The sequence below is a fragment of the Thioclava sp. F1Mire-8 genome (genome assembly GCF_002213165.1).
GTDB lineage: Bacteria > Pseudomonadota > Alphaproteobacteria > Rhodobacterales > Rhodobacteraceae > Thioclava > Thioclava nitratireducens.
Genome location: NZ_NBNY01000002.1, coordinates 173,757 through 199,794 on the forward strand (window position 1 = coordinate 173,757; position 26,038 = coordinate 199,794).

Consider the following 26,038-nt stretch of genomic DNA (forward strand, 5'->3'; position numbering starts at 1 on the left):
AAAAGCAGGCAATAAAACAGGCAGGATTTCGCTTGTCCCGGGCAGGGCAGGGAACCCGATTTCTAACCGTCGCGTTGCGCGGCGCTGGGCCTACTACATCTGGACCGCGACGCCCCTCCAGATCATTCTTCGACCGGGGTGGCCTCGTAGCCCGCGCCTTTCAACGCGCTGATCACGGTGGATTCGGGCAGCCCTTCCACCTCGATCTCGCGATCTTCCAGATAGACATCGGCCTTGCCGCCCACCTCTTCGATCGCGGCTTCGACCGAGGCTTTGCAATGCCCGCAGGTCATGTTCGGAACGGAATAGATCATCTTGCGTCTCCCGTGTTTCGTGTCTCAGGGATATGTCGGACGCGACCGGGCCGAGGTCAATGGCAGATGGCGTTCAATCCCTCTTCCCGGCCCGCTTTTTCCCCTGTATACGCGCGCCCATGACTGATCTTGATCGCATCCGCAATTTCTCCATCGTGGCGCATATCGACCACGGTAAATCCACGCTTGCCGACCGGCTGATCCAGCTGACCGGTACCGTGGCCGAACGCGATATGAAGGACCAGCTCCTCGACGCGATGGATATCGAGCGTGAGCGAGGCATCACGATCAAGGCCAACTCGGTGCGGATCGACTATCCCGCCAAGGATGGCAAAACCTATGTGCTGAACCTGATCGACACCCCCGGCCACGTCGACTTCGCCTATGAAGTTTCGCGCTCGATGCAGGCGGTCGAGGGATCGCTGCTGGTTGTCGACGCCTCGCAGGGCGTCGAGGCGCAGACGCTGGCCAACGTCTATCAGGCGATCGACGCGGATCACGAGATCGTCCCGGTCCTGAACAAGATCGACCTTCCGGCGGCAGAGCCGGAGCGCGTGAAGGAGCAGATCGAGGATGTGATCGGGATCGACGCCTCCGAGGCGGTCGAGATTTCCGCGAAGACCGGCCTGGGCATCCCGGATGTTCTGGAAGCTATCGTCCATCGTCTGCCCGCCCCGCAGGGCGACCGTGACGCGCCGCTGAAAGCGATGCTCGTGGATTCGTGGTATGACCCCTATCTGGGCGTCGTGGTTCTCATCCGCGTCATGGATGGCGTGATCAAGAAGGGCGACCAGATCAAGATGATGAAGACGGGGGCGACCTACAAGCTCGACCGTCTCGCCGTTCTGAAACCCGCGATGGTGAATATCGACGAGCTGGGCCCCGGCGAAATCGGTGTCTTCACCGCCTCGATCAAGCAGGTGCGCGACACCAAGGTCGGCGACACGATCACCCATGAAAAGAAGCCCTGCGCCAACGCGCTGCCGGGCTTCAAACCCTCGATCCCGGTCGTGTTCTGCGGCCTCTTCCCGGTCGATGCGAACGATTTCGAGGCGCTGCGCGACGCGATCGAGAAACTGCAGCTGAACGATGCGAGCTTCTCGGCGGAGATGGAAACCTCGGCAGCGCTCGGCTTCGGCTTCCGCTGCGGCTTCCTCGGGCTGTTGCACCTTGAAGTGGTGCGCGACCGTCTGGAGCGGGAATACGATCTCGACCTGATCACCACCGCGCCCTCGGTGGTGTTCAAGGTTCACATGAAGGACGGGGAGGTGATCGAGCTTCACAACCCCGCCGACATGCCCGACCTGACCTATGTCGACCATATCGAGGAGCCGCGCATCAAGGCGACGATCCTCGTGCCGGACGAATATCTGGGCGATGTGCTCAAGCTCTGTCAGGACCGCCGCGGTATCCAGCAGGACCTGACCTATGTCGGTGGCCGCGCGATGGTGGTCTATGACCTGCCGCTGGCCGAGGTCGTGTTCGACTTCTACGACCGGCTGAAGTCGGTCACGAAGGGGTACGCCAGCTTCGATTACCAGATCACCGAATATCGCGAGGACTACCTCGTGAAGATGTCGATTCTGGTGAATGACGAGCCGGTCGACGCGCTCTCGATCATGGTCCACCGCGACCGTGCCGAGGCCCGCGGCCGCGCGATGTGCGAAAAGCTCAAGGACCTGATCCCGCGCCACATGTTCAAGATCCCGATCCAGGCCGCCATCGGTGGCCGCGTGATCGCGCGCGAAACCCTGTCGGCGATGCGCAAGGACGTGACCGCGAAATGCTATGGCGGCGACGCGAGCCGGAAGAAGAAGCTTCTGGAGAAGCAGAAGGCCGGTAAGAAGAAGATGCGCCAGTTCGGGAAGGTCGAGATCCCGCAAAGCGCGTTCATCGCGGCGCTGAAGATGGACGAGTGATCCTCTTCGAAATTTCCTGATTGAAGGCCCGGCGATTGCGCCGGGCCTTTTCGTTTCTGGCGGCGCAGGGCGGCGGCCTTTCTGAGGAACATGGGAAGGCGGGCTCACGTTCTCCTCCCAGACCTATTTCAGGAGGAAACGACATGACCGACCAAGCCAAGATCGAGAAAGACTTCTGGGACGCCCTCGACTCGGATCGCACAGTGATGTTGGCGCGGGCCGGCGTCGATACGGCGGCGCCGCGTCCGATGACGGCGATCGTCGAGGAAAAACCCGGCCCCGTCTGGTTCTTCACCGCGCGCGACACGGAATTGATGGACGGGCTGGCCCCCGGCGCCGGTGCGATGTTCACCTTCGTCGACAAGGGGCATGATGTCTTCGCGACCGTCACCGGCAGTCTGACGGAGAACACCGACCCGGAGATCGTCGAGCGTCTGTGGAACCCCTTTGTCAGCGCCTGGTATGACGGCAAGGACGACCCGAAGCTGGTGCTGTTGCGCTTCGATGCGGATGCGGCCGAGATCTGGGACAGCGGCAATGCCTTGGTGGCGGGCGCGAAAATCCTTCTGTCGTCGGACCCGGGCGAGTCGATGAAAGATCGCGTCGCCCATGTGAAATACTGAGCCGGACGCATCTCTGACGGCATCGATCCGAAGTTCGAAATGCAAAGGCCCCGGAAATTTCCGGGGCCTTTGATGTTTTTGGCAAGCTTCGGTCGTGCTTAGCGCGCCTGACGGGCTTCACCCGCAATCGTGCTGCCCGCGACGGACAGATCCTGACCCGCGCCTTGCACCGTGTTGCAGGCCGCGAGGCCCAGAAGAATCACGGTCATTGCTGCCATTTGAACCGATTTCGTCATCTCTTACGCTCTCCTATTAAGCCATTGTCGGCCAACGTACGAAAAAATTTACGGTTCCGTGGAACTGTAGGCAAGAAGCGGCGTTTTGCCCTCGAACACATAAGGGAGAGCCCGAAGAAAGACGCCTCTGCGCCTATTCGTCGTCGCCCTCCCGGACCGAATTTTCGCCGGACTCCGGTCCGAGCGGCGTAACAAAAGGAATGACCCGTTCTGGCCGCCCCGCCAGGCATGATCCCTGTCAGAACGGTCTTGCGGCCCCTGCTATGTCCCTCGCGGGGGCCGCACACTCCGCCCGAGCTGGTTAACTTATTGTTAATCAAGCTCTGAAAGGCTCCGGGTTGTCCCTCCCCGGAGCCTTTCCATGTCTAGAGCCTCGTTTTTCCTCGCTCTTTGCCTCCTCACGAGCTGCGCTTCCCCGGCGCCGCAGTTCCTCGGTGCGTCGCGGCACAAGGTGAGGCTCGACGGCATCGATTTCGTCGTCTTCCTCAAGGGGGACCGGGCGGAGGTCGTGCGAATGGGCTATCTGCGCAGGGCAGAGAGGGGCCGCGTGCCGCCCCTGTTGATCCGCGCGGCGGAACAGGTATCTGGCTGCAAGGTCACGGGTTCGGCGGGCGGGCTCTATCGGTCGCCCTCGCTGCCCGGCGATACGGGCGAAGCGCGCTTCCAGCTCGATTGCTGATGCGACGCCCTGCCGCAGCGTCGAGAAGGCGGATTTGATGCGGATCAAGGTAACATCGCCGTGATCGTGGCCAATATGACGTCCGAAATGTGTTCTCACTGGAGATCAGATATGCGCCTCTTCGGTATCATCTACGCCCTCGCCGGACCGACCCTTGCGGGCATCCTCATTATCGCCGTATTGACGATGAATATGGTCACGACCAACGCGATCATCGTTTCGGCAGTACTCGGCTTCCTCGTGGCCCTTCCGATCGCGTGGTTCGTCGCCAAGGCGATCCGCGAAAACGCCTGATCGCATTCGCGCGAGCCGTCGTCGCGGGGGAATCCCAACTTCGTGACGGGGCGGAACCTCTGCGCCTTCCTCGCGCTAGTCTGGCGAAGCGCAGAGCCGTTTCGCCAATTTTGAAGAGGTAACATGTCCTACGCCCCCGGTTATTCGAAAACGCAGATATGGCTTCACTGGGCCGTCGTCCTGCTGCTCATCGTCCAGTACCTGTTCAATGACGAGATGGGCCACACTTTCCATGACCTGATGAAGAACGGATCGGCCGATGCCGGGTTTCTGACCTATGGTCACATCGTCATCGGCATTACTGTGCTCGTACTTGCGATCTGGCGCTTGGCGCTGCGCGCAGGCCATGGAACGCCCGAGCCGCCGGAGAACGATCCTGCCATTCTGCGGTTCGGCGCAGCGGCAATCCACTGGCTCCTTTACGTGCTGCTCTTCCTGATCCCGATTGCGGGGCTCGTGGCCTATTACGGGCAGCTGGGATGGGCGGCCGAGACGCACTCGATTCTGACGACGGCCCTCCTGTGGCTCGCCGGTCTGCATGTGGCGGCCGCGCTCTACCACCAATACGTCAAGCGCGATCATCTGCTCCGCCGGATGATGAAGCCGGGCGCCTGAACGAAGGGACGCGGTTTCCTCAGCTCGCGGAGTTGAGGAAACGCGCCACGTCGGCTTCGAATTCGCGGGGTTTCTCGGCGTGTAGCCAGTGGCCCGCGTTATCGACTTCCTCGAAGCGAGCCTGCGGGAAGAAGCCGCGGATACGCTCATGCATCTCCGGCTGGACATAATGCGAGTCCGCGCCGGACAGGAACAGCGTCGGTCCGTCGAACTGTTTGCCCTCGAGTGTCTCGGGCCAGCCGAGAATGCCGTCCATATTCGCCTTCAGCGCCGCAAGGTTGAACTTCCAGCGCGGCGGGCCGTCGCGAAGCACCAGCGATTGTAGCAGAAAGGCGCGGGTGCCCGGATCGAAGACCTGCTCGCCCAGCCGCTCGTCCGCGGTGGAACGCGAGGTCAGATCGCTGATATCCATCTCCTGCATCGCTTCGATCAGCGCAGTGTGGTTGTCGCCGTGGTCGTAGTTCTCGGGCGCGATATCCGCGACGATGAGATGCTCGACACGTTCCGGCCGCGTCAGGGCGAGCGTCATCGCCGCCTTGCCGCCCATCGAATGGCCCAGAACGTCCGCGACCCCACCATTCGCCTCGATCACCTCGGCGATATCCCCCGCCATCGCCTCATAGCTGTGATCGTCGTCCCAGAAGCTGTCGCCGTGATTGCGCATGTCGAGCGCGATCACGGGCCGGTCCGCGCTCAGCCGTTTGGCGATCGCGGTCCAGTTCCGGGCCGATCCGAAAAGGCCGGGCGCGATGATCAGGGGCCGCGCGCCGGGATTGCTGTCGGAGGAGTAGAGGGTCGTGTTCAACATGGGGCCTAAGCTAGATCGCTCTTCCAGGCGCTTCCAGAGCGGATGCGAAAAAAAACTGCGGCCATGCGCGCTGTTGCGCTGATCTCGCGCGGCGGCTAGCGTCCGGTGCGGTCGTGCCGAACGCCGCGTAGGGGAGAGGGTCGCATGGGACCGGAGAAGATAAACGAGATGGTGCGGCAGGTCTCGCGGCTTCTGGCGCAGCGGCTGGGCGCTAAGGGGCCGACGCTCGAGGCGCGGGTCGCCTCGCGGGCCCGGGCGCTGCCGCGCAAGGTGCGCAAGGCGGCGCTGGTGCTGATCGATGCCGAGCGAAAGATGCAGGCCCCCAAGATCGCCCGACAACTGGATGCCCGCCGGGTGGAGGCGGCCTTCGCGACCTGCCGCGATTATCTCGAACCGCTGGGCGCGGCAGAGCGGTTGCGCTCTGCGGCGCTTGGCCTCGCCACGTCGATCGCGGTGATCGTGGTGATCGTGGGCGGCACCTTGCTGGCGGCGATGGTCTGGACCGGGGCGATCTGATCCGCCCGCAATCTCCCACATGAAAAAGGCCCCCGGAACGCGGGGGCCTTCGTCGTGATCTCGGATCCGGATCAGAGTTCGGGGTAGATCGGGAAGCCGCTCAGCAGGGTCGAGACCTTGGCCTTCACGGCCGCTTCGACCTCGCAATTGCCTTCTTCGCCATTCGCTGCGAGCCCGTCGACCACTTCGACGATCAGGCGTGCGATCTCGCGGAACTCTTCTTCGCCGAAGCCACGGGTCGTGCCCGCCGGGGTGCCCAGACGGATGCCCGAGGTGACCATCGGCTTTTCCGGGTCGAACGGGATGCCGTTCTTGTTGCAGGTGATGTGCGCGCGGCCCAGAGCCTTCTCGGTCGCGTTGCCCTTCACGCCTTTCGGGCGCAGGTCGACCAGCATCACGTGGGTGTCGGTGCCGCCGGTGACGATGTCGAGGCCACCCTTCATCAGCTCGTCGGCCAGCGCCTGAGCGTTCTTCACGACCTGGGCTGCGTAGTTCTTGAACTCGGGGCGCAGCGCTTCGCCGAAGGCCACGGCCTTGCCGGCGATGACATGCATCAGCGGACCGCCCTGAATGCCCGGGAAGATCGCAGAGTTCACCTTCTTCGCAATCTCCTCGTTGTTGGTGAGGATCATGCCGCCACGCGGACCGCGCAACGTCTTGTGCGTCGTGGTGGTCGCGACATCGGCATAGGGGAAGGGCGAGGGGTGCTGACCGCCCGCCACGAGGCCCGCGAAGTGGGCCATGTCGACCATCAGGTAGGCGCCGACCTCGTCCGCGATTTCGCGGAACTTGGCGAAGTCGATCTGGCGCGGGATGGCCGAGCCACCGGCGATGATAAGCTTCGGCTTGTGCTCCAGCGCGAGTTCACGGACCTGCTCGTAGTCCAGCAGGCTGTCTTGCTTGCGCACGCCGTACTGGATCGCGTTGAACCACTTGCCCGACTGGTTCGGCTTGGCGCCGTGGGTCAGGTGGCCGCCCGCATCGAGGCTCATGCCGAGGATGGTGTCGCCGGGTTTCAGAAGCGCGGTGAACACGCCCTGGTTCGCCTGGCTGCCCGAGTTCGGCTGGACGTTCGCGAATTCGCAGCCGAAGAGCTGCTTGGCGCGGTCGATCGCGAGGTTCTCCGCGACGTCGACATATTGACAACCGCCGTAGTAGCGCTTGCCCGGGTACCCCTCGGCGTATTTGTTCGTCATCACCGAACCCTGCGCCTCCATCACCGCCTTCGAGACGATGTTTTCCGAGGCGATCAGTTCGATCTCGTCGCGCTGGCGACCGAGTTCATCGGTGATCGACTTGAACAGTTCGGGGTCACGGCTGGAGAGGCTTTCGGTGAAGAAGCCCGCATCGCGTTGGTCTTTCATGGCCATTCCTCGCAAAGATCCGGTCGCCGACCGTTTAGCGCAGATTTCGCAGGGCTGAAAGCAGACAAACGACCAAATCGGTCATTTCCGCGCCGGATTGACGCTTGTCTTTCGTCCAAGCCCTTGCAACACCTTGGACAAGCAGGAGGACGGCGCGGTGGCGAAGCAATTTACCCATATCCATTTCGCAGCCTCCCATGCCGAGACGGCGCAGAAGGCGCTCGAGGATCTGGTGGCGCGTTACGGGCAGGTGCCGCGCTATGCGGCCGATGTGATCGTGGCACTTGGCGGTGACGGGTTCATGCTGCAATGCCTCCACGAGGGCACGGGGTTGCCGGTCTACGGGATGAACCGCGGCTCGGTCGGCTTCCTGATGAACGACTATGTCGCCGACGATCTGCCAGAGCGGCTGGAGGCGGCGGAGCAGGCGGTGATCAATCCGCTGTCGATGAAAGCCGAGACCGAAGACGGGATGCTGCATGAGGCGCTCGCCATCAACGAGGTCTCGCTGCTGCGCGCCGGTCCGCAGGCCGCGAAGCTGAAGATCTCGATCAACGGCAAGGTGCGGATGGAAGAACTGGTCTGCGACGGCGCGATCGTCTCCACCCCGGCCGGATCGACCGCCTACAACTTCTCCGCCCACGGGCCGATCCTGCCGATCGGCTCCGACGTGCTGGCGCTGACCGGCATCGCGAGCTTCCGGCCACGTCGCTGGCAGGGCGCGATCCTGCCATCCTCCGCGCTCGTGCGCTTCGACATTCTGGAATCCGACAAGCGACCGGTCATGGCCGATGCGGACAGCCGATCGGTCAAGCCGGTCAAATGGGTCGAGGTGCGCTCCGAGCCGGAGATCGAGCATTGCATCCTCTTCGATCCCGGCCACGGTCTCGAAGAGCGATTGATGCGCGAGCAATTCGCCTGACGCTCAGTCCTTCGACAGCCACGCATCGCGCTTTCGATAGATCGTAGAGGGCGCGACCCCCAGTTCCAGCGCTGCCCGCGGGATAGATCCGTCATGGCGGTCTATCGCGGCTTCGATCGCGGCGCGCTCGATCTCTGCCAGGGTGCGGTTCGCGAAGGGATCGGCGGCTTGCGCGGCGGGCGCGGCGGCGGCGGCCATCGCCGGGTCGAACTCCGGAAGCATATGGGCGCGCAGCACCGGCCCCTCATGCATGACGATCGTCGCGCGGATCACGTTCATGAGTTCGCGCACGTTGCCGGGCCAGGGGCGGTCTTCAAGACGGGCGATCGCTTCGGGCTCGATCTCGCTGAAGCAGCGATCTTCCTCGGAGGCGAACCGCTCCAGCGCCATCCGCGCCAGAGGGCCGATATCCTGCCGGTGCATCCTCAGCGGCGGCATCTCAATCGCGAGCACCACCAGCCGGTAATAGAGGTCTTCGCGGATCGCGCCGCTTTGCAGCAGTGCCGTCGGCGAACTGGTGGCGGCGCAGACGATACGCACGTTGACGTCAATCGCCTGGCTGGCACCGAGCGGTTTGATCTGGCCGCTTTGCAAAAACCGCAGCAGCTTGATCTGCGCGGTGGGGGCGAGCTCGCCGATATTGTCGAGCAACAGAGTGCCACCATCTGCGTCATGGAGCGCACCGGGTTTGTCTTCCAAGGCGCCGGGGAAGGCGCCGCGGCTGTGACCGAACAGCTCGCTGTCGATCCGTTCCGCGGGCAGGGCGCCGCAATCAAGCGCGACGAAGGGGCCGTCGGCGCGGGGGCTCGTGCTGTGAACCGCATGGGCGCAGAGTTCCTTGCCGGTGCCGCTCTCGCCCCAGATATAGACCGGCGCGGTCGAGCGGGCGGCGGCGCGCGTCCGGGCATAGAGCGCGCGCATCTTCGGCGCGCTGCCGATGAACTCCCCGACCGTCCCTTCGACCGCGTTCGCATCGTTGGCATCCGCTCGCAGCGACAGGCTGCGCGCGCTCTCGATGGCGCTTCGGAAGCGCGGTTCGTCGATCGGTTTGACGAGAAAGTCGATCGCGCCCTCCTGCATCGCTCGCACCGCGCGATCGATCGACCGGTCGGCGGTGACCGCGATAATCGCCGTGTAGGGGCGCAGGGCCAGCATCTCCGCGATCAACTCATCGCCATCGCGGTCGGGCAGCATCAGATCGAGCAGAACCATGCGGATCGGGTTCTCGCGGAAGATGCGCATCCCTTCCTCGGCGCTTGCCGCGAGATGGGTGACGAAGCCGGCATTGCGCAGATAAGCGTCGTAGATCGCGCGCAGCGATCCGACATCTTCGATCAGAAGGAAATGATCGGCTTCTGCGTCTTCGCCGTCCCGCGCGCGTCGGCCTGACGCGTAAGGCTGGTCGTCCGTCCCCCCGTGCGTCTCGCTGTCCGGGGTCTTCGTATCGGAGTCACTGGGTCTCATGCTGTAAATCAGTCTTCGTGTTCAAATTATTTCGAGTGGTGGCGATCAGCCGGTCGATGAAAATGAGGGCGACACGGCCAAGGGTTTGAATATCTTCATAAGTCCCGTGACGGGTAGCGCTGTCAAGCGCCCGTGCTTGCCGCGACAGGGGTGTGTCACCGGCGGCTCCAGCCACGGCACTGAGCTTATGACTAAGTAATTGCAGGGCGCAGAGGTCGAAAGGGGGCAACGCGAGCGAGAGTCCGTGACGTACCGTCTCGAGATCGGCGATCAACTCGCGCCCGAGCCCTTCCGGCAGCGCCTTCTCGGTCAGGCGCAGGTGCGCGAGCAGACCGCGCGGCGGTGTGGTCACCCGCGGCACCGTCGTCGTGCAGCCGGCGTCTTCCAGAGCGCGCAGGATCGGCTGCAGACCCAGCATCGGCTTGAGGAGGCAGGCATCGGCCCCACCCATCTGAGCTCCGCGATGGCCGCTACACTGAATGATCGGAAGGTCCGCCCAAGGCAGCCCGGAGCGGCGAATAGCCGCAATCACCTCGGTGCCGCGGAGACCCGGCATCTCGATGTCCAGCACCGCGAGATCGAACCGTTCGGTCAATAACTGGGCAGCGGCGGTGCCGCCGTTGCTCAACCCTGTCACTTGCGCGCCCAACGCGCTCAGGAACTGTTCGAGCAAGGCGCGGCTCGTCTCGCTGTCGTCCGCGACGAGCACGTTCCATCCGCTGAGATCGGGCAGCGGAGCGTCTGGCATCGTGGAGCCGATATCGACGGGACGGGCGGGAAGCGACACGCGAATTTCGGCGCCGCCTTCCGGTGCGTTGGCGAGTTCGATCCGGCCGCCGGCCTCCGCCACCAGCGCGTGGCAGATCGCGAGCCCCAGGCCTTGCCCTTCTGGACTGCGGAGCGTCGCGGTCTCGCTGCGTTGCCCCGCGCATGCCGGATCGCTGAGGCGTTCGGCGGGAAAGCCATCCCCCTCGTCCCGCACGGTCAGCAAAAGCCCCTCGGCTTGGTCGAAGTCAAGCGACAGATGGATCGTGCCACGCTGCGCATAGCACAGTGCGTTGCGCATCAGGTTGGCGAAGATGCGGGTGAGCGGCACGCGGTCGATCGCCAGCACCGGCGGAATATCGGGGGACGTATGAACTGCGAGCGCCATGCCGCGAACGGAGGCTGCGCTGGTCCAGCGACGGCGCACACGTTCAAGCGCATCGGCGATGACCAAGGGCGGTGTCTCGGAGGGGGTGCCCCGATCGGCTGCGTCATCGCTCTGGACCACGGGCGCACCCGCCACCGCGTCGTCCAGATCGATCAGCTGAGCGAGATCGTTCGCCGCTTCGCGTGCGCGTTGGAGTTGCCCATGCATGCCTCGCCCGCCGGGATCGGCGAGCGCCGCGTCCAATCCGCACATCACATCGGCAAGCGCGGCGCGCAGATCGTGCTGCCATAAAGGCCCCCGATCGCATCGCGATGTCGCGAGAGGGGCTTGGTCAGCGGGGTCTGGTAGCTCTCGGTTCATCAAAATAACCCCTCGATGGATGATTCCGGGGTGCGGTTCTCAAATCAATCTTTGATAGCATAAACAATAACGTAAAGCCGCACCCATTGTGGATGCGGCTTCTTAACTTTCGCGTAAACTTCTAAAGTGGTGCCTATTCGCGTCTCTCACAATCAGCGACGCTTATTATAAGCTTGCCTTACTTTCGGGGATAACCGAGCCCCTTGAGCGCCTCGGTTATCTCGTCGAGGATCGCCGGATCGTCGATGGTGGCAGGCATTTTCCACTCCTGCCCGTCCGCGATCTTCACCATCGTCGCGCGAAGGATCTTGCCAGAGCGGGTCTTTGGCAGCCGATCCACCACAGTGGCGAGCTTGAAGGCCGCGACCGGACCTATCTGTTCGCGCACGCGGCTCACGCATTCCTTGACGATCTCTTCATGCGGGCGGTTGCAGCCAGAACTGAGGCACAGGAAGCCCAGCGGCGTCTGCCCCTTAAGCTCGTCCGCCACGCCGATCACGGCGCATTCGGCGACGTCGGGATGCCCTGCGAGAACCTCCTCCATCGCGCCGGTCGAGAGGCGGTGACCGGCGACGTTGATCACGTCATCGGTGCGCGCCATGATGTAGAGATAGCCATCTTCGTCGACATAGCCCGCGTCGCCCGTCTCGTAATAGCCGGGGAACTGTTCGAGATACGCCTTCTTGAAGCGTGCCTCGGCATTCCACAGCGTCGGCAGCGTGCCCGGAGGCAGCGGCAGCTTGATCGCGATGGCGCCGAGCTGGCCCGCCTCGACCGGGTGGCCGCCCTCGTCGAGTACCTGAATGTCATAGCCCGGCATCGGCACCGAGGGGCTGCCCACCTTGGTCGGCAGTTCCTCGATCCCGATCGGGTTTGCGGCGATGGCCCAGCCGGTCTCGGTCTGCCACCAGTGATCGACCACCGGTACGCCAAGATGTTTCTGCGCCCATTCGACGGTCGCGGGATCGGCCCGTTCGCCTGCGAGGTAGAGTGCCTGCAGGTCGTGCAGCGCATAGCGCTTGATCCATTCGCCATTCGGGTCTTCGCGTTTGATCGCACGCAGCGCCGTGGGGGCGGTGAAGAAGCTCTTGATGCGGTTGTTCTGAATAATCCGCCAGAATACGCCCGGATGCGGCGTGCCGATCGGCTTGCCTTCGAACACCACCGTGGTGGCGCCTGCGATCAGCGGGCCGTAGCAGATGTAGGAGTGACCCACGACCCAGCCGACATCGGACGCCGCCCAGAAACGGTCGCCCGCCTCGATATTGTAGATGTTCTTCATCGACCATTGCAGCGCGACGAGATGGCCGCCGGTATGGCGCACGACGCCCTTCGGCTGTCCGGTCGTGCCCGAGGTGTAGAGGATATAGGCCGGGTGGTTGCCTTCGACCGGCACGCAGTCTGCGGGCTTCACGCCATATTGGAAACCGTGCCACGAGAAGTCGCGCCCCTCGATCAGCTTCGCCACTTCCTGTTCGCGCTGGAAGATGACGCAGAATTCCGGCTTGTGCTCGGCCTGCTCGATCGCCTCGTCGAGAAGCGGCTTGTAATGCACCGTGCGGCCCGGCTCGAGACCGCAGCTGGCCGCGATGATCGCCTTGGGGGTGCAGTCGTCGATCCGCACCGCGAGTTCATGCGCCGCGAAACCGCCGAACACGACCGAATGGACCGCGCCGATCCGGGCGCAGGCGAGCATCGCCTCCAGCGCCTCGGGGATCATCGGCATGTAGATGATGACGCGATCGCCCTTCTCGACGCCGCGCATCTTCAGCGCGCCCGCCAGCGAGGCAACGCGGGTCTGCAATTCCTTGTAGGTGATGCCCTTGGTCGAGTGGGTGATCGGGCTTTCATGCATGATCGCGATCTGATCGCCACGTCCTTCCTCGACATGGCGGTCGACCGCGTTCCAGCAGGTATTGACCATCCCGTCCGAGAACCACTCGTAGAGCGGCGCGTTCCCGTCAAACAGGGCCTTCGAGGGCTTCTCGTCCCAGTCGATCTTCTCGGCGGCGTCCATCCAGAATTTCTCGGGATCGGCCTGCCAGGCGGAATAGACCTCTTTGTAGCCCATGCGAACATCTCCTCCTCAGGAATTTGGAGATGTGTTACGGAGCGGAAACGGCTGACGCAAGAATGTTACCGCGCACAATCGGTTGCCCTGCCAAAAAATTTGCAGAAACCGCGACAAATCGCCCGCAAACTTTTGCAAACTGCGGGCGAGTTTTCAGGTTATTTGCACCCTCGTGGGGGTTTGCAAATTTCGCTGGCGAGTGCGACTCAGCTGTAATGCGCCACCGGCGTGCCTGCGATGGCGGACATGTTCAGCAGGCCGCGCGAGGTGATCGAGGGCGTGACGATATGCGCCTTGTTGCCCATCCCCATCAGGATCGGCCCGACTTCCAGACCGCCCGCTTTCATCTTGAGGATGTTGCGCACGCCCGACGCCGCATCGGTATTGGCGAAGACCAGCACGTTGGCCGCCCCCTCGAAGCGCGAATTCGGCATCAGGCGGGCGCGGGTGTCGGGGTCGAGCGCCGCGTCGACATGCATTTCGCCTTCGAAGTCGAAATTCACCTCGCGCTGGATCAGCAGATTCATCGCGGCGCGCATCCGCTCGCCCGAGTCGCTGTCGAGATTGCCGAACTGGCTATGCGAACACAGCGCGATCTTCGGCTTCAGCCCGAAGCGCGAGACGTGCCGCGCCGCGCCGCAGACCGTTTCCATGATCTGCTCCGGCGTCGGCGCGTGATGGACGTGGGTGTCGGCCACGAAAAGCGGGCCGTCCTCCAGGATCATCAGGCTCAGCGCGCCCTGGGGATGGAGCCCGTCGCGGGCAAGGATTTCGCGCACATATTTCAGGTGCCACAGATACTGCCCGAATGTGCCGCAGATCAGCGAATCCGCTTCCTCGCGATGGACCATAACGCCGGCAATCGCGGTGGAGTTGGTGCGCATGATCGCACGCGCGAGGTCGGGCGTGACACCGCGGCGGGCCATCAGCTCGTGATAGGTGCCCCAATAGTCGCGGTAACGCGGGTCGTTCTCCGGGTTCACGATCTCGACCGCGCCGAGATCGAGCGGCAGGCCGGCCCGTTCGCAGCGCATCTCGATCACGTCGGGACGACCGATCAGGATCGGCGTGTCGGTGGTTTCCTCGATCATCGCGTTGGCGGCGCGCAGCACTCGCTCGTCCTCGCCCTCGGCGAAAACGATACGGCGGCTCACAGTCGCAGCGGCGTCGAAGACAGGACGCATCAGCAGGGCCGATTTGAATACCGAACTGTCGAGCTGGACCTTGTAGGCATCGAGATCTTCCAGCGGGCGGGTCGCCACGCCGGTCTCCATCGCGGCTCTCGCCACAGCGGAGGCGACGATGCCGATCAGCCGGGGGTCGAACGGCTTGGGGATCAGGTAGTCCACGCCGAAGGTGAGTTTCTCTCCGCGATAAGCGGCGGCGGCTTCGGCGGAGGTGGTCTGCCGCGCGAGTTTGGCAATCCCTTCGACGCAGGCGATCTGCATCTCGTCGTTGATCGTCGTCGCGCCCACATCCAGCGCGCCCCGGAAGATGAACGGGAAGCACAGCACGTTGTTGACCTGGTTCGGGAAATCGCTGCGCCCGGTCGCGATGAGCGCGTCGGGGGCGACCTCGCGGGCGAGATCGGGCAGGATTTCCGGGTTCGGGTTCGCCAGCGCGAAGATGATCGGCTGCTTGGCCATCTTCTGCACCATTTCGGGCTTCAGCACGCCGGGACCGGAAAGGCCGAGGAACATGTCCGCGCCTTCGATCACCTCGTCGAGCGTGCGCAGATCGCTGTCCTGTGCGAATTCGGCCTTCTGCGGCGTCATGTCGGCTTCGCGGCCCTTGTAGACCAGCCCTTCGATATCGCAGAGCCAGACGTTCTCGCGCTTCACGCCCAGCTTCAGCAGCATGTTGAGACAGGCGATGCCCGCCGCCCCGCCGCCGGTCGAGACGATCTTGATGTCCTCGAAGTTCTTCTTCGCGATGCGCAGCGCGTTGGTCGCGGCTGCCCCCACAACGATCGCGGTGCCATGCTGGTCGTCGTGGAAGACCGGGATGTTCATCTTCTCGCGGCAGATTTTCTCCACGATGAAGCAGTCGGGCGCCTTGATGTCTTCAAGGTTGATCGCGCCGAAAGAGGGCTCGAGCGCGCAGACGATCTCGGCCAGCTTCTCGGGGTCGTTCTGGTTCACCTCGATGTCGAACGCGTCGATATTGGCGAATTTCTTGAACAGAACCGCTTTGCCTTCCATCACCGGTTTCGCGGCGAGCGGGCCGATGTTGCCCAGGCCCAGCACCGCCGAGCCGTTGGTGACGACAGCCACCAGGTTGCCCCGCGCGGTGTAGTCATGCGCGGTGTCGGGATCTTCCTTGATGGCGAGGCTCGCCTCGGCCACGCCGGGCGAATAGGCGCGGGCCAGATCGCGGCCGTTCGCGAGCGGCTTCGTCGCACGAATTTCCAGTTTTCCGGGTTTCGGCTTGGCGTGATATTCCAGTGCCGACTGACGCAGGGTGTCCTGACGCGCCTCTTCCATGAGATCCTCCCCGAACTGGTTTAGCGCTAAACTAATTTTTCGCGCGCGATTCTCCCGTGGTTCTAGATAGCACGAAGGGAGTGATTGCAACCCCTGCGAATTACGTTGCGGCATGAACTCCGCGCGAGGTGGACGGGTGGCGCGAGGTGAGCGCTTGCATCCGGAGCAGGTGCGGCGCAGGATCGGGAGAACTCAACCGGCTGGACAAATTTTACGCTCCGGCCACGGACCGGAGACCGCCGATGTCGCTGCTCGATTCTGCCCGTCAGGTGCGCGAAAACGCCTATGCGCCCTATTCGAAATTCAAGGTCGGTGCGGCGGTGCGCGGGGCGTCCGGCACCATCTATAGCGGCGTGAATGTCGAGAACGTGGCCTATCCGGAAGGCACCTGTGCCGAGGCCGGTGCGATTGCCGCGATGGTGGCCGCGGGCGAGACCGAGATCACCGAGGTCGCCGTGATTGCCGACAGCCCGACGCCGGTCCCGCCCTGTGGCGGCTGCCGTCAGAAGCTGGCGGAATTCGCGCGTCACGACACGCCGGTGACGCTGGCCACGACCGAGGGCGAGCGACTCGATACGACGGTGGGCGATCTGCTGCCCGGTCGCTTCGATATGAGCCATATGGAAAACACCTGATGGATGCCCGCGGCATTATCCAATCGGTGCGCGACGGCAAAAGCTTGAGCGCAGATCAAGCCCAATGGTTCGCGCGCGGTCTGGCCGACGGCTCGGTCTCCGATGCGCAGGCGGGGGCCTTCGCGATGGCCGTCCTGCTGAAAGGTATCGGCACCGACGGTCGTGTGGCGCTGACGCAGGCGATGCGCGATTCCGGCGAGGTGCTGCGCTGGGATATGCCCGGCCCGGTCATCGACAAACACTCGACCGGCGGGGTAGGGGATTCCGTCTCGCTGCTGCTTGCACCCGCGCTGGCGGCCTGTGGCTGCTACGTTCCGATGATCTCGGGACGGGGCTTGGGCCATACCGGCGGCACGCTCGACAAGATGGAAGCGATCCCCGGCTATGATGCGACGCCCGGCATCGGCGCTTTGCGCAAGGTGGTGGGCGAAGTCGGTTGCGCGATCGTCGGCGCCACGGGCGAGATCGCCCCGGCCGACAAGCGCCTCTACGGGATCCGAGACATCTCGGGCACGGTCGAGAGCATCGACCTGATAACCGCCTCCATCCTGTCGAAGAAGCTGGCCGCCGGGCTCGAAGGGCTGATCCTCGACGTCAAGGTCGGCTCGGGCGCGTTCATGGCGCGACCCGAGGATGCGAAGGCGCTTGCGCAGAGCCTCGTCGCCACCGCGAACGGTGCGGGCTGCAAGACCACGGCGCTGATCACCGACATGGACCAGCCGCTGGGTCATTCGGCGGGCAATGCGCTGGAAGTGATCGAGGTGATGGAGACGCTGACCGGCACCGGTGTGAACGAGGCGCTTTGGGACGTGACCGCGGCTCTGGGCGGCGAGGCGTTGGTTCTCGCGGGGTTGGCCAAGGACGCGGTCGACGGCACGGCGCGGATCGACGAGGTGCTCAGCAACGGGCGCGCGGTCGAGGTGTTCGGCAAGATGGTCGCCGCGTTGGGTGGCCCGAGCGATTTCGTCGAACGTTTCCCCGACCGACTGCCCTCCGCCCCGGTGATCCGCGCCGTGGAGGCCCCGCGCGCAGGCTTCGTCAGCCGCATCGACACCCGCGCGGTGGGCGAAGCGGTGGTGCATCTGGGCGGCGGGCGTCTGGTCGGCACCGACAGGATCAATCCCTCGGTCGGGCTGTGGGAGATCGTCTCGCTGGGCGACGACGTGACATCGGGCGAACCGCTGGTGACGATCCATGCCGCGAATGATCGCGACGCCGATGCCGCCGAAGCGGCCCTTCTGGCTGCGATCGAGCTGAGCGACGAGGCCCCCGAAGAGCCGCCCCTGATCCACGAACGTATCGGCCCGGAGGATGTGCAATGAGCCGCGCCTTTCTGATCGTCATGGACAGCGTCGGGATCGGCGGCGCGCCCGATGCGGATCGTTTCTTCAACGACGGCGCGCCGGATACGGGCGCGAATACCGTGGGCCATATCGCGCAGGCCTGCGCCGAAGGACGGGCAGAGGAGGGCCGCTCGGGGCCGCTGAAGATGCCGACTTTGGCCGGTCTGGGGCTGGGCGCTGCGGTGAAGCTCGCCTCGGGCGAGGATGCGCCGGGGCTGATGGCTGAACCTGTCGGGCTCTGGGGCGCGGCCACCGAGGTCTCTCCCGGCAAGGACACGCCCTCGGGCCATTGGGAACTGGCAGGTGTGCCGGTGCCGTGGGAATGGCATTACTTCCCGGACAAGGTTAACAGCTTCCCGCCGGATCTCGTCGCGAAAGCCTGCGAGATCGCTGGGACCGACGGCATCCTCGGCAATTGCCACGCCTCGGGCACGAACATCATCGAGGAACTGGGCGACGAGCATATCCGCACCGGCTGGCCGATCTGTTACACCTCTGCCGATAGCGTGTTCCAGATTGCAGCCCATGAAGAGCATTTCGGCCTCGACCGCCTTCTGAAGCTCTGCGAGGGGCTCGCGCCGACGCTGCATGCGATGAAGGTGGGGCGTGTGATTGCGCGGCCGTTCATCGGCGATAATGGCGAGTTCGCCCGCACGCCGAACCGCCGCGATTACGCGATCCCGGCACCGTCTCCGACGCTGCTGGACTGGGCCTATGACGCGGGCCGCGTGACACATGCGATCGGCAAGATCGGGGATATCTTCTCGCATCGCGGTATCACCCATCTGCACAAGGGCAAGGGCGATGCCGATCTGGCCGATCACCTGATCCGGCTGACGGGTGAGGCTGAGGAGGGCTCGATCACCTTCGCCAATTTCGTCGAGTTCGACAGCCTCTACGGCCATCGCCGCGACATCTCGGGTTATGCCCGCGCGCTGGAATGGTTCGACACGGTGGCGGAGCAATTTCTCGACCGCCTGCAACCGGGCGATCTGGCGATCTTCACCGCCGATCACGGCAATGATCCAAGTTGGCGCGGCACCGATCACACCCGCGAACGCGTGCCTGTTCTGGGCGCGGGCCCGGGTATCGGGTCGCGCAGCGTGGGGAATGTGGGCTATGTCGACCTAGCGGCCTCGCTCGCCACGCATCTGAACATTCCGGCGCAAGGGCCGGGCAAAAGCTTTCTGTGAGGGACAAGACCATGAGTGACCATCTGACCGTCGTCAAACATCCGCTGGTGCAGCACAAACTGACCCTGATGCGCGAGAAGGACACCTCGACCGCGTCCTTCCGTCGTCTGCTGCGCGAGATCAGCCTGCTGCTGGCCTACGAGATCACGTCGGAGTTGGAACTGACCTCGAAGAACATCGAGACGCCGCTTCAGGAAATGGACGCGCCGATCCTCGCGGGCAAGAAGCTCGCGCTGGTCTCGATCCTGCGGGCGGGCAACGGTCTGCTGGATGGGGTGCTGGAACTGGTGCCGGCGGCGCGCGTGGGGTTCGTCGGTCTCTACCGGGACCCCGAGACGCTGAAGCCGGTCGAGTATTACTGCAAGCTGCCGAGCGAGCTCGAAGATCGTCTGACCATCGTGGTCGACCCGATGCTGGCCACCGGCAACTCCTCGGTCGCGGCGATCGACCTGATCAAGGAAAAGGGCGCGAAGAACATCCGCTTCATGTGCCTGCTGGCCGCCCCCGAGGGCGTCGCGCGCATGAAAGAGGCGCACCCGGACGTGCCGATCGTGACCGCCGCGCTCGATGAGAAGCTAAACGAGCACGCCTATATCGTGCCGGGTCTGGGCGACGCGGGCGACCGGATGTTCGGGACGAAGTAAGGGCAACGTCCTTTACTCAAAGGAAAACCCGGCTATCCTCCCCCTAGATAGTTTAGGGGTTGTATATGCGATTGAACGCAGGAGCAGCGGTCGGTCTGGCCGCAATTCTCACGCTGGGGCTGGGAGGCTTCGCATCGGAATTGCGGGCGCAGCAATATGCGCCCGCCGAGATGCCCCCGGCAAGCTATACCGAGCCGCAATATGTCGACAGCGAGGGCTGCGTCTTCGTGCGCGCCGACTATGGTGGCGCCGTGCGCTGGGTGCCACGAATGAATAGCGACCGCGGCATCGTCTGCGGCTATAAGCCTACGATGACGCTGGCGGCGAAGCCCGCAACTGCGAAACCTGCCACCCGGGCGAAGGTGGCAACGCGCGCTCCCTATTCGCCGACCCCTGCGTCCCCGCCCGCGCCGCGCGACAGCGCGCGCGTGTCGCACAGGGTGAGCGTCGGTGGGCTCGCGCCGATCGTAACCCGCGCGCCCCAGCCGGAGAACGGCTGGACGAATGCCTTCGAGGACGGGCGCCTCAACCCCTATCGCGGTCCACGCACCGTCCAGGGCAACGAACAGATGCGGGCACGCTGGACCGAGGAGACGCCGATGCAGCTACGGCCCACCGCGACGCCCGATCAGGTCTATGTCGAAAGCTCTCACCCGCCGGTGCCAAGAACCCGGATCGTGGTGGTGCCGACCGTCACTGTGTCGAACAAATCGGTCGCGCCGGTCGGCTCGAACGGCAAGCAATATGTGCAGGTCGGCAGCTTCGCCAATGTCGCGAATGTTGCGACCGCGACGAAGCGTCTGCAGGCGCTGGGCCTGCCGGTCGCGACGTCCAAGACGCAGGAGCTGACTGTGGTCTATGCCGGGCCGTTCTACGATACCGCGAAGCTGAACTCGGCGCTGGCCTCGGCGCGTCGAGCGGGCTTTCCCGATGCGCTCGTGCGCTGAGGAAGTATGACGACCGAAGCAAGATCGAGCGGCGCTTCGGGGCCGTTTTTCATTGCGCTGAGCAGATATCCTGCAGGGCCACCCATTGCGCATCTTCGAGAACCGGCTTCGGCGCGGGCTGGCCCTTGAACGGATCGGCCTCGATCAGGCCCAGAACGGACTCTCCGGTCGGGTCGAGCGCGTAGGCGTAGGGCGTCGCGCTGACCCCGGCCTCGCGGAAGGCGCGCAGAAGCGTGTCGCCATCGGCGCGAGCAGGCGGACGCTGCAACAGGTCCTGCGCATATTCGGCCAGTCCGCTCTCGGGAAGGTCGCCCGTCGTCAGCAGCCGCAGCGCCGCCGCGGGCCCGAGACGGTCGAGCATCCGGTGCAGCGGGCGTTCTCCGGCGGCGCTGTTCTGCGCGGCGATGATGTAGCCCGCGACGACCTCGGGCGTGTCCGGCCCGTTGATCGTGTCGCGACCGACCACGGTCATCCCGCCGGGCAACAGCCGCGCCCCTTCGAGCGCCTGCGGCAGGACCGCGATCGCCGATTGTCCGGGCAGTCGCTCGGCGAGGGCCGAGAGCGCGCGATCGCCGCCGGGGCTGTGACAGGCAGCGCCCGTCATCTTTACCATCTCCGACAGCAGCTTACGCCCGATCTCGACGCGTTTTGCCTGGGGTGCGACGCGCGCGGCATGATCGACCAGCGCCGAGGGTAGCCAGAACAGCGCCACCGCGCCGACTGCCAGCAGAACAGCCCCGATGAGCACGCCGCGCAGCCGCCCCGGATGCGGGCGCTGTGCGGCGATCATCGCGTGAACCTTCTCGATCGCGGCGATCATCGTTTCGTCTTCGACCTCGAGCTCTTCGCCCGGCTCCTCGGATGGGGCGAAGATCGCGGGGCGCTTGCCGGGATTGCGCCGGTGCATCGCGGGCAGCGACCAATGTGCGAGTGCCGTGCCGGAGCGCACCTCCGACAGCACAAGCGTCGCGTCGCCCAGCGAGAGGATCACCTCGCGGCGTTGTGCGTCCGCATCGGGACGCCATATGCCGATCGCCTCGAGGCGCTCATATTCGGAAAGGGCGGTCATGCGGGCCCGTTACTGCTCTTGTTTGTCAAGAGGATAGCCGATCCTGCCGGGGGGTCAATCAATCAGCCCTGCCTGCAACGTAAGCCGCCCCGCACGGAAGGCCGAGCGGGGCGATCTGGGGCGCAATTCAGAGTGGAGTGCGCGGGATGCGTGGTGCTGCCCGCGCTCTCGTCCGTCAGGGGCGCAGATAGGCGTAACCGTCGCGCTGCAGATCGACGAGGTAGGCCGCGCCGGACGGGACGATCTCCGCCTCTTCGACCATCGGAGGCTCCTTGCCGAGCTTCTTCGTCATACCGGCGAGCGTGTTGGCGCAGGCGCGGAAATGGATCGGCTGGCCCAGCATCGCCATTTCCTCGATCCGGGCTTTCACCGGCGAGGTATCGGCGCGCAGCATGTTGAGACCGGGCCCGTAGGTGACCAGCTCGATCTGCACGTCTTCGCCCTGGTCCTTGTAGTATTGGATCATGTTGAGCGCGTTGTTGAGCGCCATGTTCATCACTTGTGGGTCGGCGCTGTTGACCTGAATCGCGATCTTCTCGTTCGCCATCGCGGGCAACGCCCAAACCATCGCCGCGAGCGCGAGCCCGAGGCGCAGTCCTCCCTTGTCCATCGTGATCTCCCTTTCACTTCAATGGAAGCTCAGCCTCGACGTGCCGGGGTCGAAAAGCAAGCGATTGCACGGATCGCTCCGCAAATTTCACGTCCTCGTGATGGATGGCTGGCGCTCTCGGCCCGGCTACGGGCGCGCGCGGTGCGCCCATCCGGGCGATTGACCGCATGAGTGCGAATGTCTATCTGCTGCCTTGCGCGGATGGCTGGATGGCCGCGAGCGCCCGTAGCCCCGCGCAATGCGGGCAGCCGGGTGCCCGAGGAAAGTCCGGACTCCATGAAGCAACGGTGCCGGGTAACGCCCGGGCGGGGAAACTCGACGGAAAGCGCCACAGAAAACAGACCGCCCCGGTTTCGGCCGGGGTCAGGGTGAAACGGTGGGGTAAGAGCCCACCGCGGGACTGGCAACAGGACCGGCACGGCAAGCCCCACCGGGAGCAACGCCGAATAGGGATCGTGTGCTGCGCCGCTTGCGGTGATAGCAGGGGAGCTTCGCCCCGAGCGATCCGGGTTGGCGGCTGGACCCTGCGAGCAATCGCAGGGCGAGAGGAATGGTCATCCACGGGGGCGCGAGCCCTCGGGACAAAATCCGGCTTACAGGCCGTCCGCGCAAATTCCGCTTCCAGTATCGCCAGAAAACGCGGGCATGGAACAAGCTCCCACCCGCACGGGTTCCCGCCATTGCGGCACAGCGAGCGCGCGTTGAAGCACAGGCCTCGCCATGATCGTGACTTGCGTTTCGGACCGAATTAACCACGCTCGAAGCAAAGGCAAACAAAGCTGAGACGAACAGGGGAGAGAGATTGCCATGGGCTATACGATCGACAAGGTGATGACCGGGGCATTCGACGAGGTCGAGGCGAAAGTGCGCGAGGGATTGGCTGATGCGGGCTTCGGCGTGCTGACCGAGATCAACGTCTCGGCCACGATGAAGGCCAAGCTCGACAAGGACATGCCGCGCTACAAAATCCTCGGTGCCTGCAACCCGAAGTTGGCCTACGAGGCGATCGGCTTCGCGCCGCGGATCGGGGCGATGCTGCCCTGCAACGTGGTCCTGCGCGAGGTCGAAAACGGGATCGAGGTCAGCGCGGTCGACCCGGTGGCTTCGATGCTGGCGGTCGAGAACGACGATCTCGTGGAAGTCGCCAGCCAGGTGCGCCAGATGCTCGCCGACGTGATCGCCAAACTGTAGGCCGCACGAGTTTTTTCTAGCCAAGCGCGCCGACGCGCGCGAAGCTGTCGCAACAGGAAACCGAATTTCGGGGGAATGATATGAGCTTCGTGAAGACATTGGCCACGCTCGCGGTGGGCTTCGCCGCTGCCAAGGGCGTGGAGCGTTTCAACAAGATGGGCGGTCTCGACGGCATGAAGGACGCGCTCGGCAAGGCGGGCGAACCCGGCGGTATGGGTGACCAGATGGGCGAGTGGGCCGAGAAGATGGGCATGCCCGGCGGCAAGGAGACCGTGCGCGGTCTGTTCGGCCAGTTCGGCTCTCAGGCGGCCTCCGCGACGGCTGCGACCGAGGCGGGACTGGGCGCGCTGATCGGCGCCATGACCGGCGCTGCGAAGACGGGCGCGGGCAATATCTCGGAAATGCTCGGCGCCGTGACCTCCGGCACGCCGGTCAACGCGATGATGGAAGATCAGGCCAAGCTGATGATCCGCGCAATGATTCAGGCCGCGAAAGCCGATGGCGAGATCGACGACAAAGAGCGGCAGACCATTCTCGATCACCTGTCCGATGCCTCCGATGAGGAAATCGCCTTCGTGAAGGCCGAACTCGACGGCCCGATCGACATCACCGCTCTGGCCAATGCCACCTCGGATCACATGAAGTCGCAGGTCTATTCCGCAGCGCTTCTTCCGATTACAGTCGATACCGAGGCGGAGAAGCAATATCTGGCGAATCTGGCTGCCGCGCTGGGCCTTGAGACGGAGAAAGTTGCCCAGATCCACGAGACGATGGGCAAGCCGCTGATCTGAGCGGAGAGAGCCTTCCGGCTTTATGGGGCGCGGGCGAAGAATTTTCAGCTTGCGGCCCGGTTTGCCGGTTGACTCCGCATCGCGCATCGCTAAAAGGCGGGCTTCAAGGATTCCGCGGGTGCGTAGTTTTTTCGATGCCCGGAGCTAGGAGATAGACAATGGCGAAGCCGACGACGATCAAGATCCGTCTGAACTCGACGGCGGGCACCGGGCACTTCTATGTGACCAAGAAGAACGCCCGCACCATGACCGAAAAGATGACCGTGAACAAATACGATCCGGTCGCGCGCAAGCACGTCGAATACAAGGAAGGCAAGATCAAGTAAGATCGCCTGACCTTGACGGTTAGAAGGCCGTGCCTCCGGGCACGGCCTTTTTCTTTTTGTATTGGAATTGGAAGCTGGCTGCCCGGGTCAGCCGCGAAGCGGCCCGGGCCGCGCCCGACCTCCCCCGGGGAGGGCGCATTGGCGATGTCGTCGCGGGTATATGTGTCTTGCGGGCTTGCGAGATAAAGCACCCTGCCACAGGCGGGGAAAGCACCCACCTGAGGTCGGGCGCGGCCCTCTGGAAGCTCAAGATGGAGTTACCGGGGGTTCCCCGGGTCATTGCTCGCGCAATCCGCGTTCGCCGCTTCGGTGGCTTCTCTGGAGCCCCCGATCTGCGCCTTCAGCGCAGGCCGCGGCTCACACCAGCCACAGCGAGAGGTAAAGCGCTGCGAGCCCGCTCAGAATCGCCCACAGCGTGTTGCGCGTCGCGATCCCGACGCCGAGCGTCGCGAAGGCCGCGATCATCCGCGCGGGGTCGGTCTCACCGCCGGTACCTGCGGGCCACAGCACCAGCGGGGCCACGAGTCCCGGCAGCACCGCAACCGGCGTGTAGCGCAGGTAGCGCAGCGCCCATTCGGGCAATTGCCGGTCGCCGAGAAACCCCATGAAGGAATAGCGCAGGAAGTAGGTGCCGATCCCCAGTGCGACGATGATTCCCCAGACCAAAGCGTCCGAATAGCCGTTCATTCCCGCACCGCCTTTCTACGCGCGACCCAAAGCTCGACCTGCGCGCCTGTCACCATCGCGGCGACGGCGGCGATCATCAGCCCAACGCCTGAGGGCAGGAAGCTGAGCGCCAGTGCGCCCACGACCGAGACGGCCGCCGCGGCGACATGGGCCAACGTGCGCAGCGCCGGCCCGATCATCGCAAGAAAGGTGATCGGCACCGCGAAATCGAGCGCGAATTCCGGCGGGATCTGCGCGCCGACCAATGCGCCGACAAGGGTCGCGACATACCAGTTCGGGCAGACCGGGGAGCAGACGCCCGCGTAATAGGCCAGCTTCTCGGCGCGGCTCATGTCGGGCTCGGCCTCGTATTCATTGGCCGCCATCGCATAGGCCTGATCGACCATGAAATAGGCCACCAACGCTTTCTGCCACGTCTTCGCCTTGCCGAAATGCGGGGTGAGGGCCGCCGAATACATCGCCATGCGCAGATTGACCGCAAGCGAGGCTGCGAGGATCAGCACGACCGGCGCGTGATCGCCCATCAGTTGCAATGCGGTGAACTGCGCGGCGCCCGCGATGACCATTACCGAGAAGCCCATCACCTGTACCAGATCGAGCCCCGCACTGGTTGCGGCCACGCCGAACAGGAGGCCGAAAGGCACGATGACCAGAAGGAACGGCAGGCCATGCCGAAATCCGCGCCAATAGGCGGCCCGCACCGCGCCTTTCGGGGCCGTCCCGTTCACAGTCATGTCCGACATGATGCTTGTCTCCCGTTCTCAGTTGCGGGACAGATAGG

27 protein-coding genes and 1 other RNA gene are annotated in these 26,038 nt (G+C 64.3%); 16 read left to right on the forward strand and 12 right to left on the reverse strand.

Annotated elements, in window-relative coordinates; genetic code table 11:
• Positions 1-122: 122 nt before the first annotated feature.
• Positions 123-314 carry a heavy metal-associated domain-containing protein gene (locus B6V75_RS09355; protein WP_088719522.1) on the reverse strand — a complete coding sequence of 64 codons (192 nt, stop codon included), beginning with the start codon at positions 312-314 and terminating at the stop codon, positions 123-125.
• A gap of 119 nt (positions 315-433) precedes the next feature.
• On the opposite strand from B6V75_RS09355, the gene lepA reads away from it, so the two are divergent.
• Positions 434-2,233 carry a translation elongation factor 4 gene (gene lepA, locus B6V75_RS09360; protein WP_075773933.1) on the forward strand — a complete coding sequence of 600 codons (1,800 nt, stop codon included), beginning with the start codon at positions 434-436 and terminating at the stop codon, positions 2,231-2,233.
• A gap of 143 nt (positions 2,234-2,376) precedes the next feature.
• Positions 2,377-2,856, forward strand: a complete 480-nt coding sequence (locus tag B6V75_RS09365) for a pyridoxamine 5'-phosphate oxidase family protein (protein ID WP_075773934.1) — start codon at positions 2,377-2,379, stop codon at positions 2,854-2,856.
• Positions 2,857-2,954: 98 nt separating this feature from the next.
• Here B6V75_RS09365 and B6V75_RS18455 read toward each other — a convergent pair whose 3' ends face one another.
• On the reverse strand, positions 2,955-3,092 hold the full coding sequence (locus B6V75_RS18455; protein ID WP_109171601.1) for an entericidin A/B family lipoprotein: 138 nt from the start codon (positions 3,090-3,092) through the stop codon (positions 2,955-2,957).
• A gap of 361 nt (positions 3,093-3,453) precedes the next feature.
• Between B6V75_RS18455 and B6V75_RS09370 the strand changes: the two genes are divergently transcribed.
• From B6V75_RS09370 to B6V75_RS09380, 3 genes are all read left to right on the forward strand, one after another.
• Positions 3,454-3,771: a hypothetical protein gene (locus B6V75_RS09370; protein WP_088719523.1), complete on the forward strand. Its 318-nt coding sequence runs from the start codon at positions 3,454-3,456 to the stop codon at positions 3,769-3,771.
• A 111-nt stretch (positions 3,772-3,882) separates the two neighbouring features.
• Positions 3,883-4,065, forward strand: coding sequence for a hypothetical protein (locus B6V75_RS09375; protein ID WP_088719524.1), 183 nt, complete (start codon positions 3,883-3,885; stop codon positions 4,063-4,065).
• Positions 4,066-4,188: 123 nt separating this feature from the next.
• Positions 4,189-4,680 (forward strand): cytochrome b/b6 domain-containing protein, encoded by a 492-nt coding sequence (locus tag B6V75_RS09380; protein WP_088719525.1) that lies wholly within the window; start codon positions 4,189-4,191, stop codon positions 4,678-4,680.
• A gap of 19 nt (positions 4,681-4,699) precedes the next feature.
• On the opposite strand, the gene B6V75_RS09385 is transcribed toward B6V75_RS09380, so the two are convergent.
• Positions 4,700-5,488, reverse strand: coding sequence for an alpha/beta fold hydrolase (locus tag B6V75_RS09385; RefSeq protein WP_075773938.1), 789 nt, complete (start codon positions 5,486-5,488; stop codon positions 4,700-4,702).
• A gap of 144 nt (positions 5,489-5,632) precedes the next feature.
• Here B6V75_RS09385 and B6V75_RS09390 point away from each other — a divergent pair, with 144 nt between their 5' ends.
• A complete protein-coding gene (locus B6V75_RS09390; RefSeq protein ID WP_075773939.1) occupies positions 5,633-6,004 on the forward strand; it encodes a hypothetical protein in 372 nt (123 codons plus the stop codon).
• A 71-nt stretch (positions 6,005-6,075) separates the two neighbouring features.
• On the opposite strand, the gene glyA is transcribed toward B6V75_RS09390, so the two are convergent.
• Complete coding sequence (gene glyA / locus B6V75_RS09395; protein WP_088719526.1) at positions 6,076-7,368, reverse strand: serine hydroxymethyltransferase; 1,293 nt, start codon at positions 7,366-7,368, stop codon at positions 6,076-6,078.
• Positions 7,369-7,525: 157 nt separating this feature from the next.
• Here glyA and B6V75_RS09400 point away from each other — a divergent pair, with 157 nt between their 5' ends.
• Complete coding sequence (locus tag B6V75_RS09400; RefSeq protein WP_199224616.1) at positions 7,526-8,290, forward strand: NAD kinase; 765 nt, start codon at positions 7,526-7,528, stop codon at positions 8,288-8,290.
• Between the two features lie 3 nt (positions 8,291-8,293).
• On the opposite strand, the gene B6V75_RS09405 is transcribed toward B6V75_RS09400, so the two are convergent.
• From B6V75_RS09405 to B6V75_RS09420, 4 genes are all read right to left on the reverse strand, one after another.
• The gene (locus B6V75_RS09405; RefSeq protein WP_088719527.1) at positions 8,294-9,754 is read right to left on the reverse strand and encodes a sigma-54 dependent transcriptional regulator; all 1,461 of its coding nucleotides are present in this window, start codon (positions 9,752-9,754) and stop codon (positions 8,294-8,296) included.
• Complete coding sequence (locus B6V75_RS09410) at positions 9,741-11,114, reverse strand: ATP-binding protein (RefSeq protein ID WP_168174463.1); 1,374 nt, start codon at positions 11,112-11,114, stop codon at positions 9,741-9,743. Before B6V75_RS09410 ends, B6V75_RS09405 begins: the two co-directional genes overlap by 14 nt.
• 331 nt (positions 11,115-11,445) lie before the next feature.
• Positions 11,446-13,338 (reverse strand): propionyl-CoA synthetase, encoded by a 1,893-nt coding sequence (locus B6V75_RS09415; protein ID WP_088719529.1) that lies wholly within the window; start codon positions 13,336-13,338, stop codon positions 11,446-11,448.
• A 206-nt stretch (positions 13,339-13,544) separates the two neighbouring features.
• The gene (locus B6V75_RS09420) at positions 13,545-15,821 is read right to left on the reverse strand and encodes an NADP-dependent malic enzyme (protein WP_075773943.1); all 2,277 of its coding nucleotides are present in this window, start codon (positions 15,819-15,821) and stop codon (positions 13,545-13,547) included.
• Positions 15,822-16,063: 242 nt separating this feature from the next.
• On the opposite strand from B6V75_RS09420, the gene B6V75_RS09425 reads away from it, so the two are divergent.
• The 5 genes from B6V75_RS09425 to B6V75_RS09445 all read left to right on the forward strand — a co-directional run bounded on the left by B6V75_RS09425 (position 16,064) and on the right by B6V75_RS09445 (position 20,583).
• Positions 16,064-16,456 carry a cytidine deaminase gene (locus B6V75_RS09425; RefSeq protein WP_075773944.1) on the forward strand — a complete coding sequence of 131 codons (393 nt, stop codon included), beginning with the start codon at positions 16,064-16,066 and terminating at the stop codon, positions 16,454-16,456.
• Entirely contained in the window at positions 16,456-17,778 is a 1,323-nt protein-coding gene (locus B6V75_RS09430; RefSeq protein ID WP_088719530.1) for a thymidine phosphorylase, read from the forward strand. The genes B6V75_RS09425 and B6V75_RS09430 overlap by 1 nt, the downstream gene beginning before the upstream one ends.
• Positions 17,775-18,992, forward strand: coding sequence for a phosphopentomutase (locus B6V75_RS09435; protein ID WP_088719531.1), 1,218 nt, complete (start codon positions 17,775-17,777; stop codon positions 18,990-18,992). Before B6V75_RS09430 ends, B6V75_RS09435 begins: the two co-directional genes overlap by 4 nt.
• Positions 18,993-19,003: 11 nt before the next feature.
• Entirely contained in the window at positions 19,004-19,636 is a 633-nt protein-coding gene (gene upp, locus B6V75_RS09440; protein WP_075773947.1) for a uracil phosphoribosyltransferase, read from the forward strand.
• A gap of 65 nt (positions 19,637-19,701) precedes the next feature.
• The gene (locus tag B6V75_RS09445) at positions 19,702-20,583 is read left to right on the forward strand and encodes an SPOR domain-containing protein (RefSeq protein ID WP_146735125.1); all 882 of its coding nucleotides are present in this window, start codon (positions 19,702-19,704) and stop codon (positions 20,581-20,583) included.
• A 49-nt stretch (positions 20,584-20,632) separates the two neighbouring features.
• Here B6V75_RS09445 and B6V75_RS09450 read toward each other — a convergent pair whose 3' ends face one another.
• Together B6V75_RS09450 and B6V75_RS09455 are read right to left on the reverse strand one after the other, a co-directional pair.
• Positions 20,633-21,652 (reverse strand): hypothetical protein, encoded by a 1,020-nt coding sequence (locus tag B6V75_RS09450; RefSeq protein ID WP_088719533.1) that lies wholly within the window; start codon positions 21,650-21,652, stop codon positions 20,633-20,635.
• A 175-nt stretch (positions 21,653-21,827) separates the two neighbouring features.
• The gene (locus B6V75_RS09455; protein WP_075773950.1) at positions 21,828-22,262 is read right to left on the reverse strand and encodes a DsrE family protein; all 435 of its coding nucleotides are present in this window, start codon (positions 22,260-22,262) and stop codon (positions 21,828-21,830) included.
• A gap of 197 nt (positions 22,263-22,459) precedes the next feature.
• Here B6V75_RS09455 and rnpB point away from each other — a divergent pair.
• The 4 genes from rnpB (at position 22,460) to rpmG (ending at position 24,570) form a co-directional block, all read left to right on the forward strand.
• Positions 22,460-22,874, forward strand: an RNA gene (gene rnpB / locus B6V75_RS09460) — RNase P RNA component class A.
• A 195-nt stretch (positions 22,875-23,069) separates the two neighbouring features.
• Positions 23,070-23,453 carry a DUF302 domain-containing protein gene (locus B6V75_RS09465; RefSeq protein WP_075773951.1) on the forward strand — a complete coding sequence of 128 codons (384 nt, stop codon included), beginning with the start codon at positions 23,070-23,072 and terminating at the stop codon, positions 23,451-23,453.
• Positions 23,454-23,533: 80 nt separating this feature from the next.
• Complete coding sequence (locus B6V75_RS09470) at positions 23,534-24,244, forward strand: tellurite resistance TerB family protein (protein ID WP_088719534.1); 711 nt, start codon at positions 23,534-23,536, stop codon at positions 24,242-24,244.
• A 158-nt stretch (positions 24,245-24,402) separates the two neighbouring features.
• On the forward strand, positions 24,403-24,570 hold the full coding sequence (gene rpmG / locus B6V75_RS09475; protein ID WP_036638206.1) for a 50S ribosomal protein L33: 168 nt from the start codon (positions 24,403-24,405) through the stop codon (positions 24,568-24,570).
• Between the two features lie 357 nt (positions 24,571-24,927).
• Here rpmG and B6V75_RS09480 read toward each other — a convergent pair whose 3' ends face one another.
• Together B6V75_RS09480 and B6V75_RS09485 are read right to left on the reverse strand one after the other, a co-directional pair.
• A complete protein-coding gene (locus B6V75_RS09480; RefSeq protein ID WP_075773953.1) occupies positions 24,928-25,257 on the reverse strand; it encodes an AzlD domain-containing protein in 330 nt (109 codons plus the stop codon).
• Positions 25,254-26,000 carry an AzlC family ABC transporter permease gene (locus tag B6V75_RS09485; protein ID WP_240496941.1) on the reverse strand — a complete coding sequence of 249 codons (747 nt, stop codon included), beginning with the start codon at positions 25,998-26,000 and terminating at the stop codon, positions 25,254-25,256. Before B6V75_RS09485 ends, B6V75_RS09480 begins: the two co-directional genes overlap by 4 nt.
• Between the last annotated feature and the right edge of the window lie 38 nt (positions 26,001-26,038).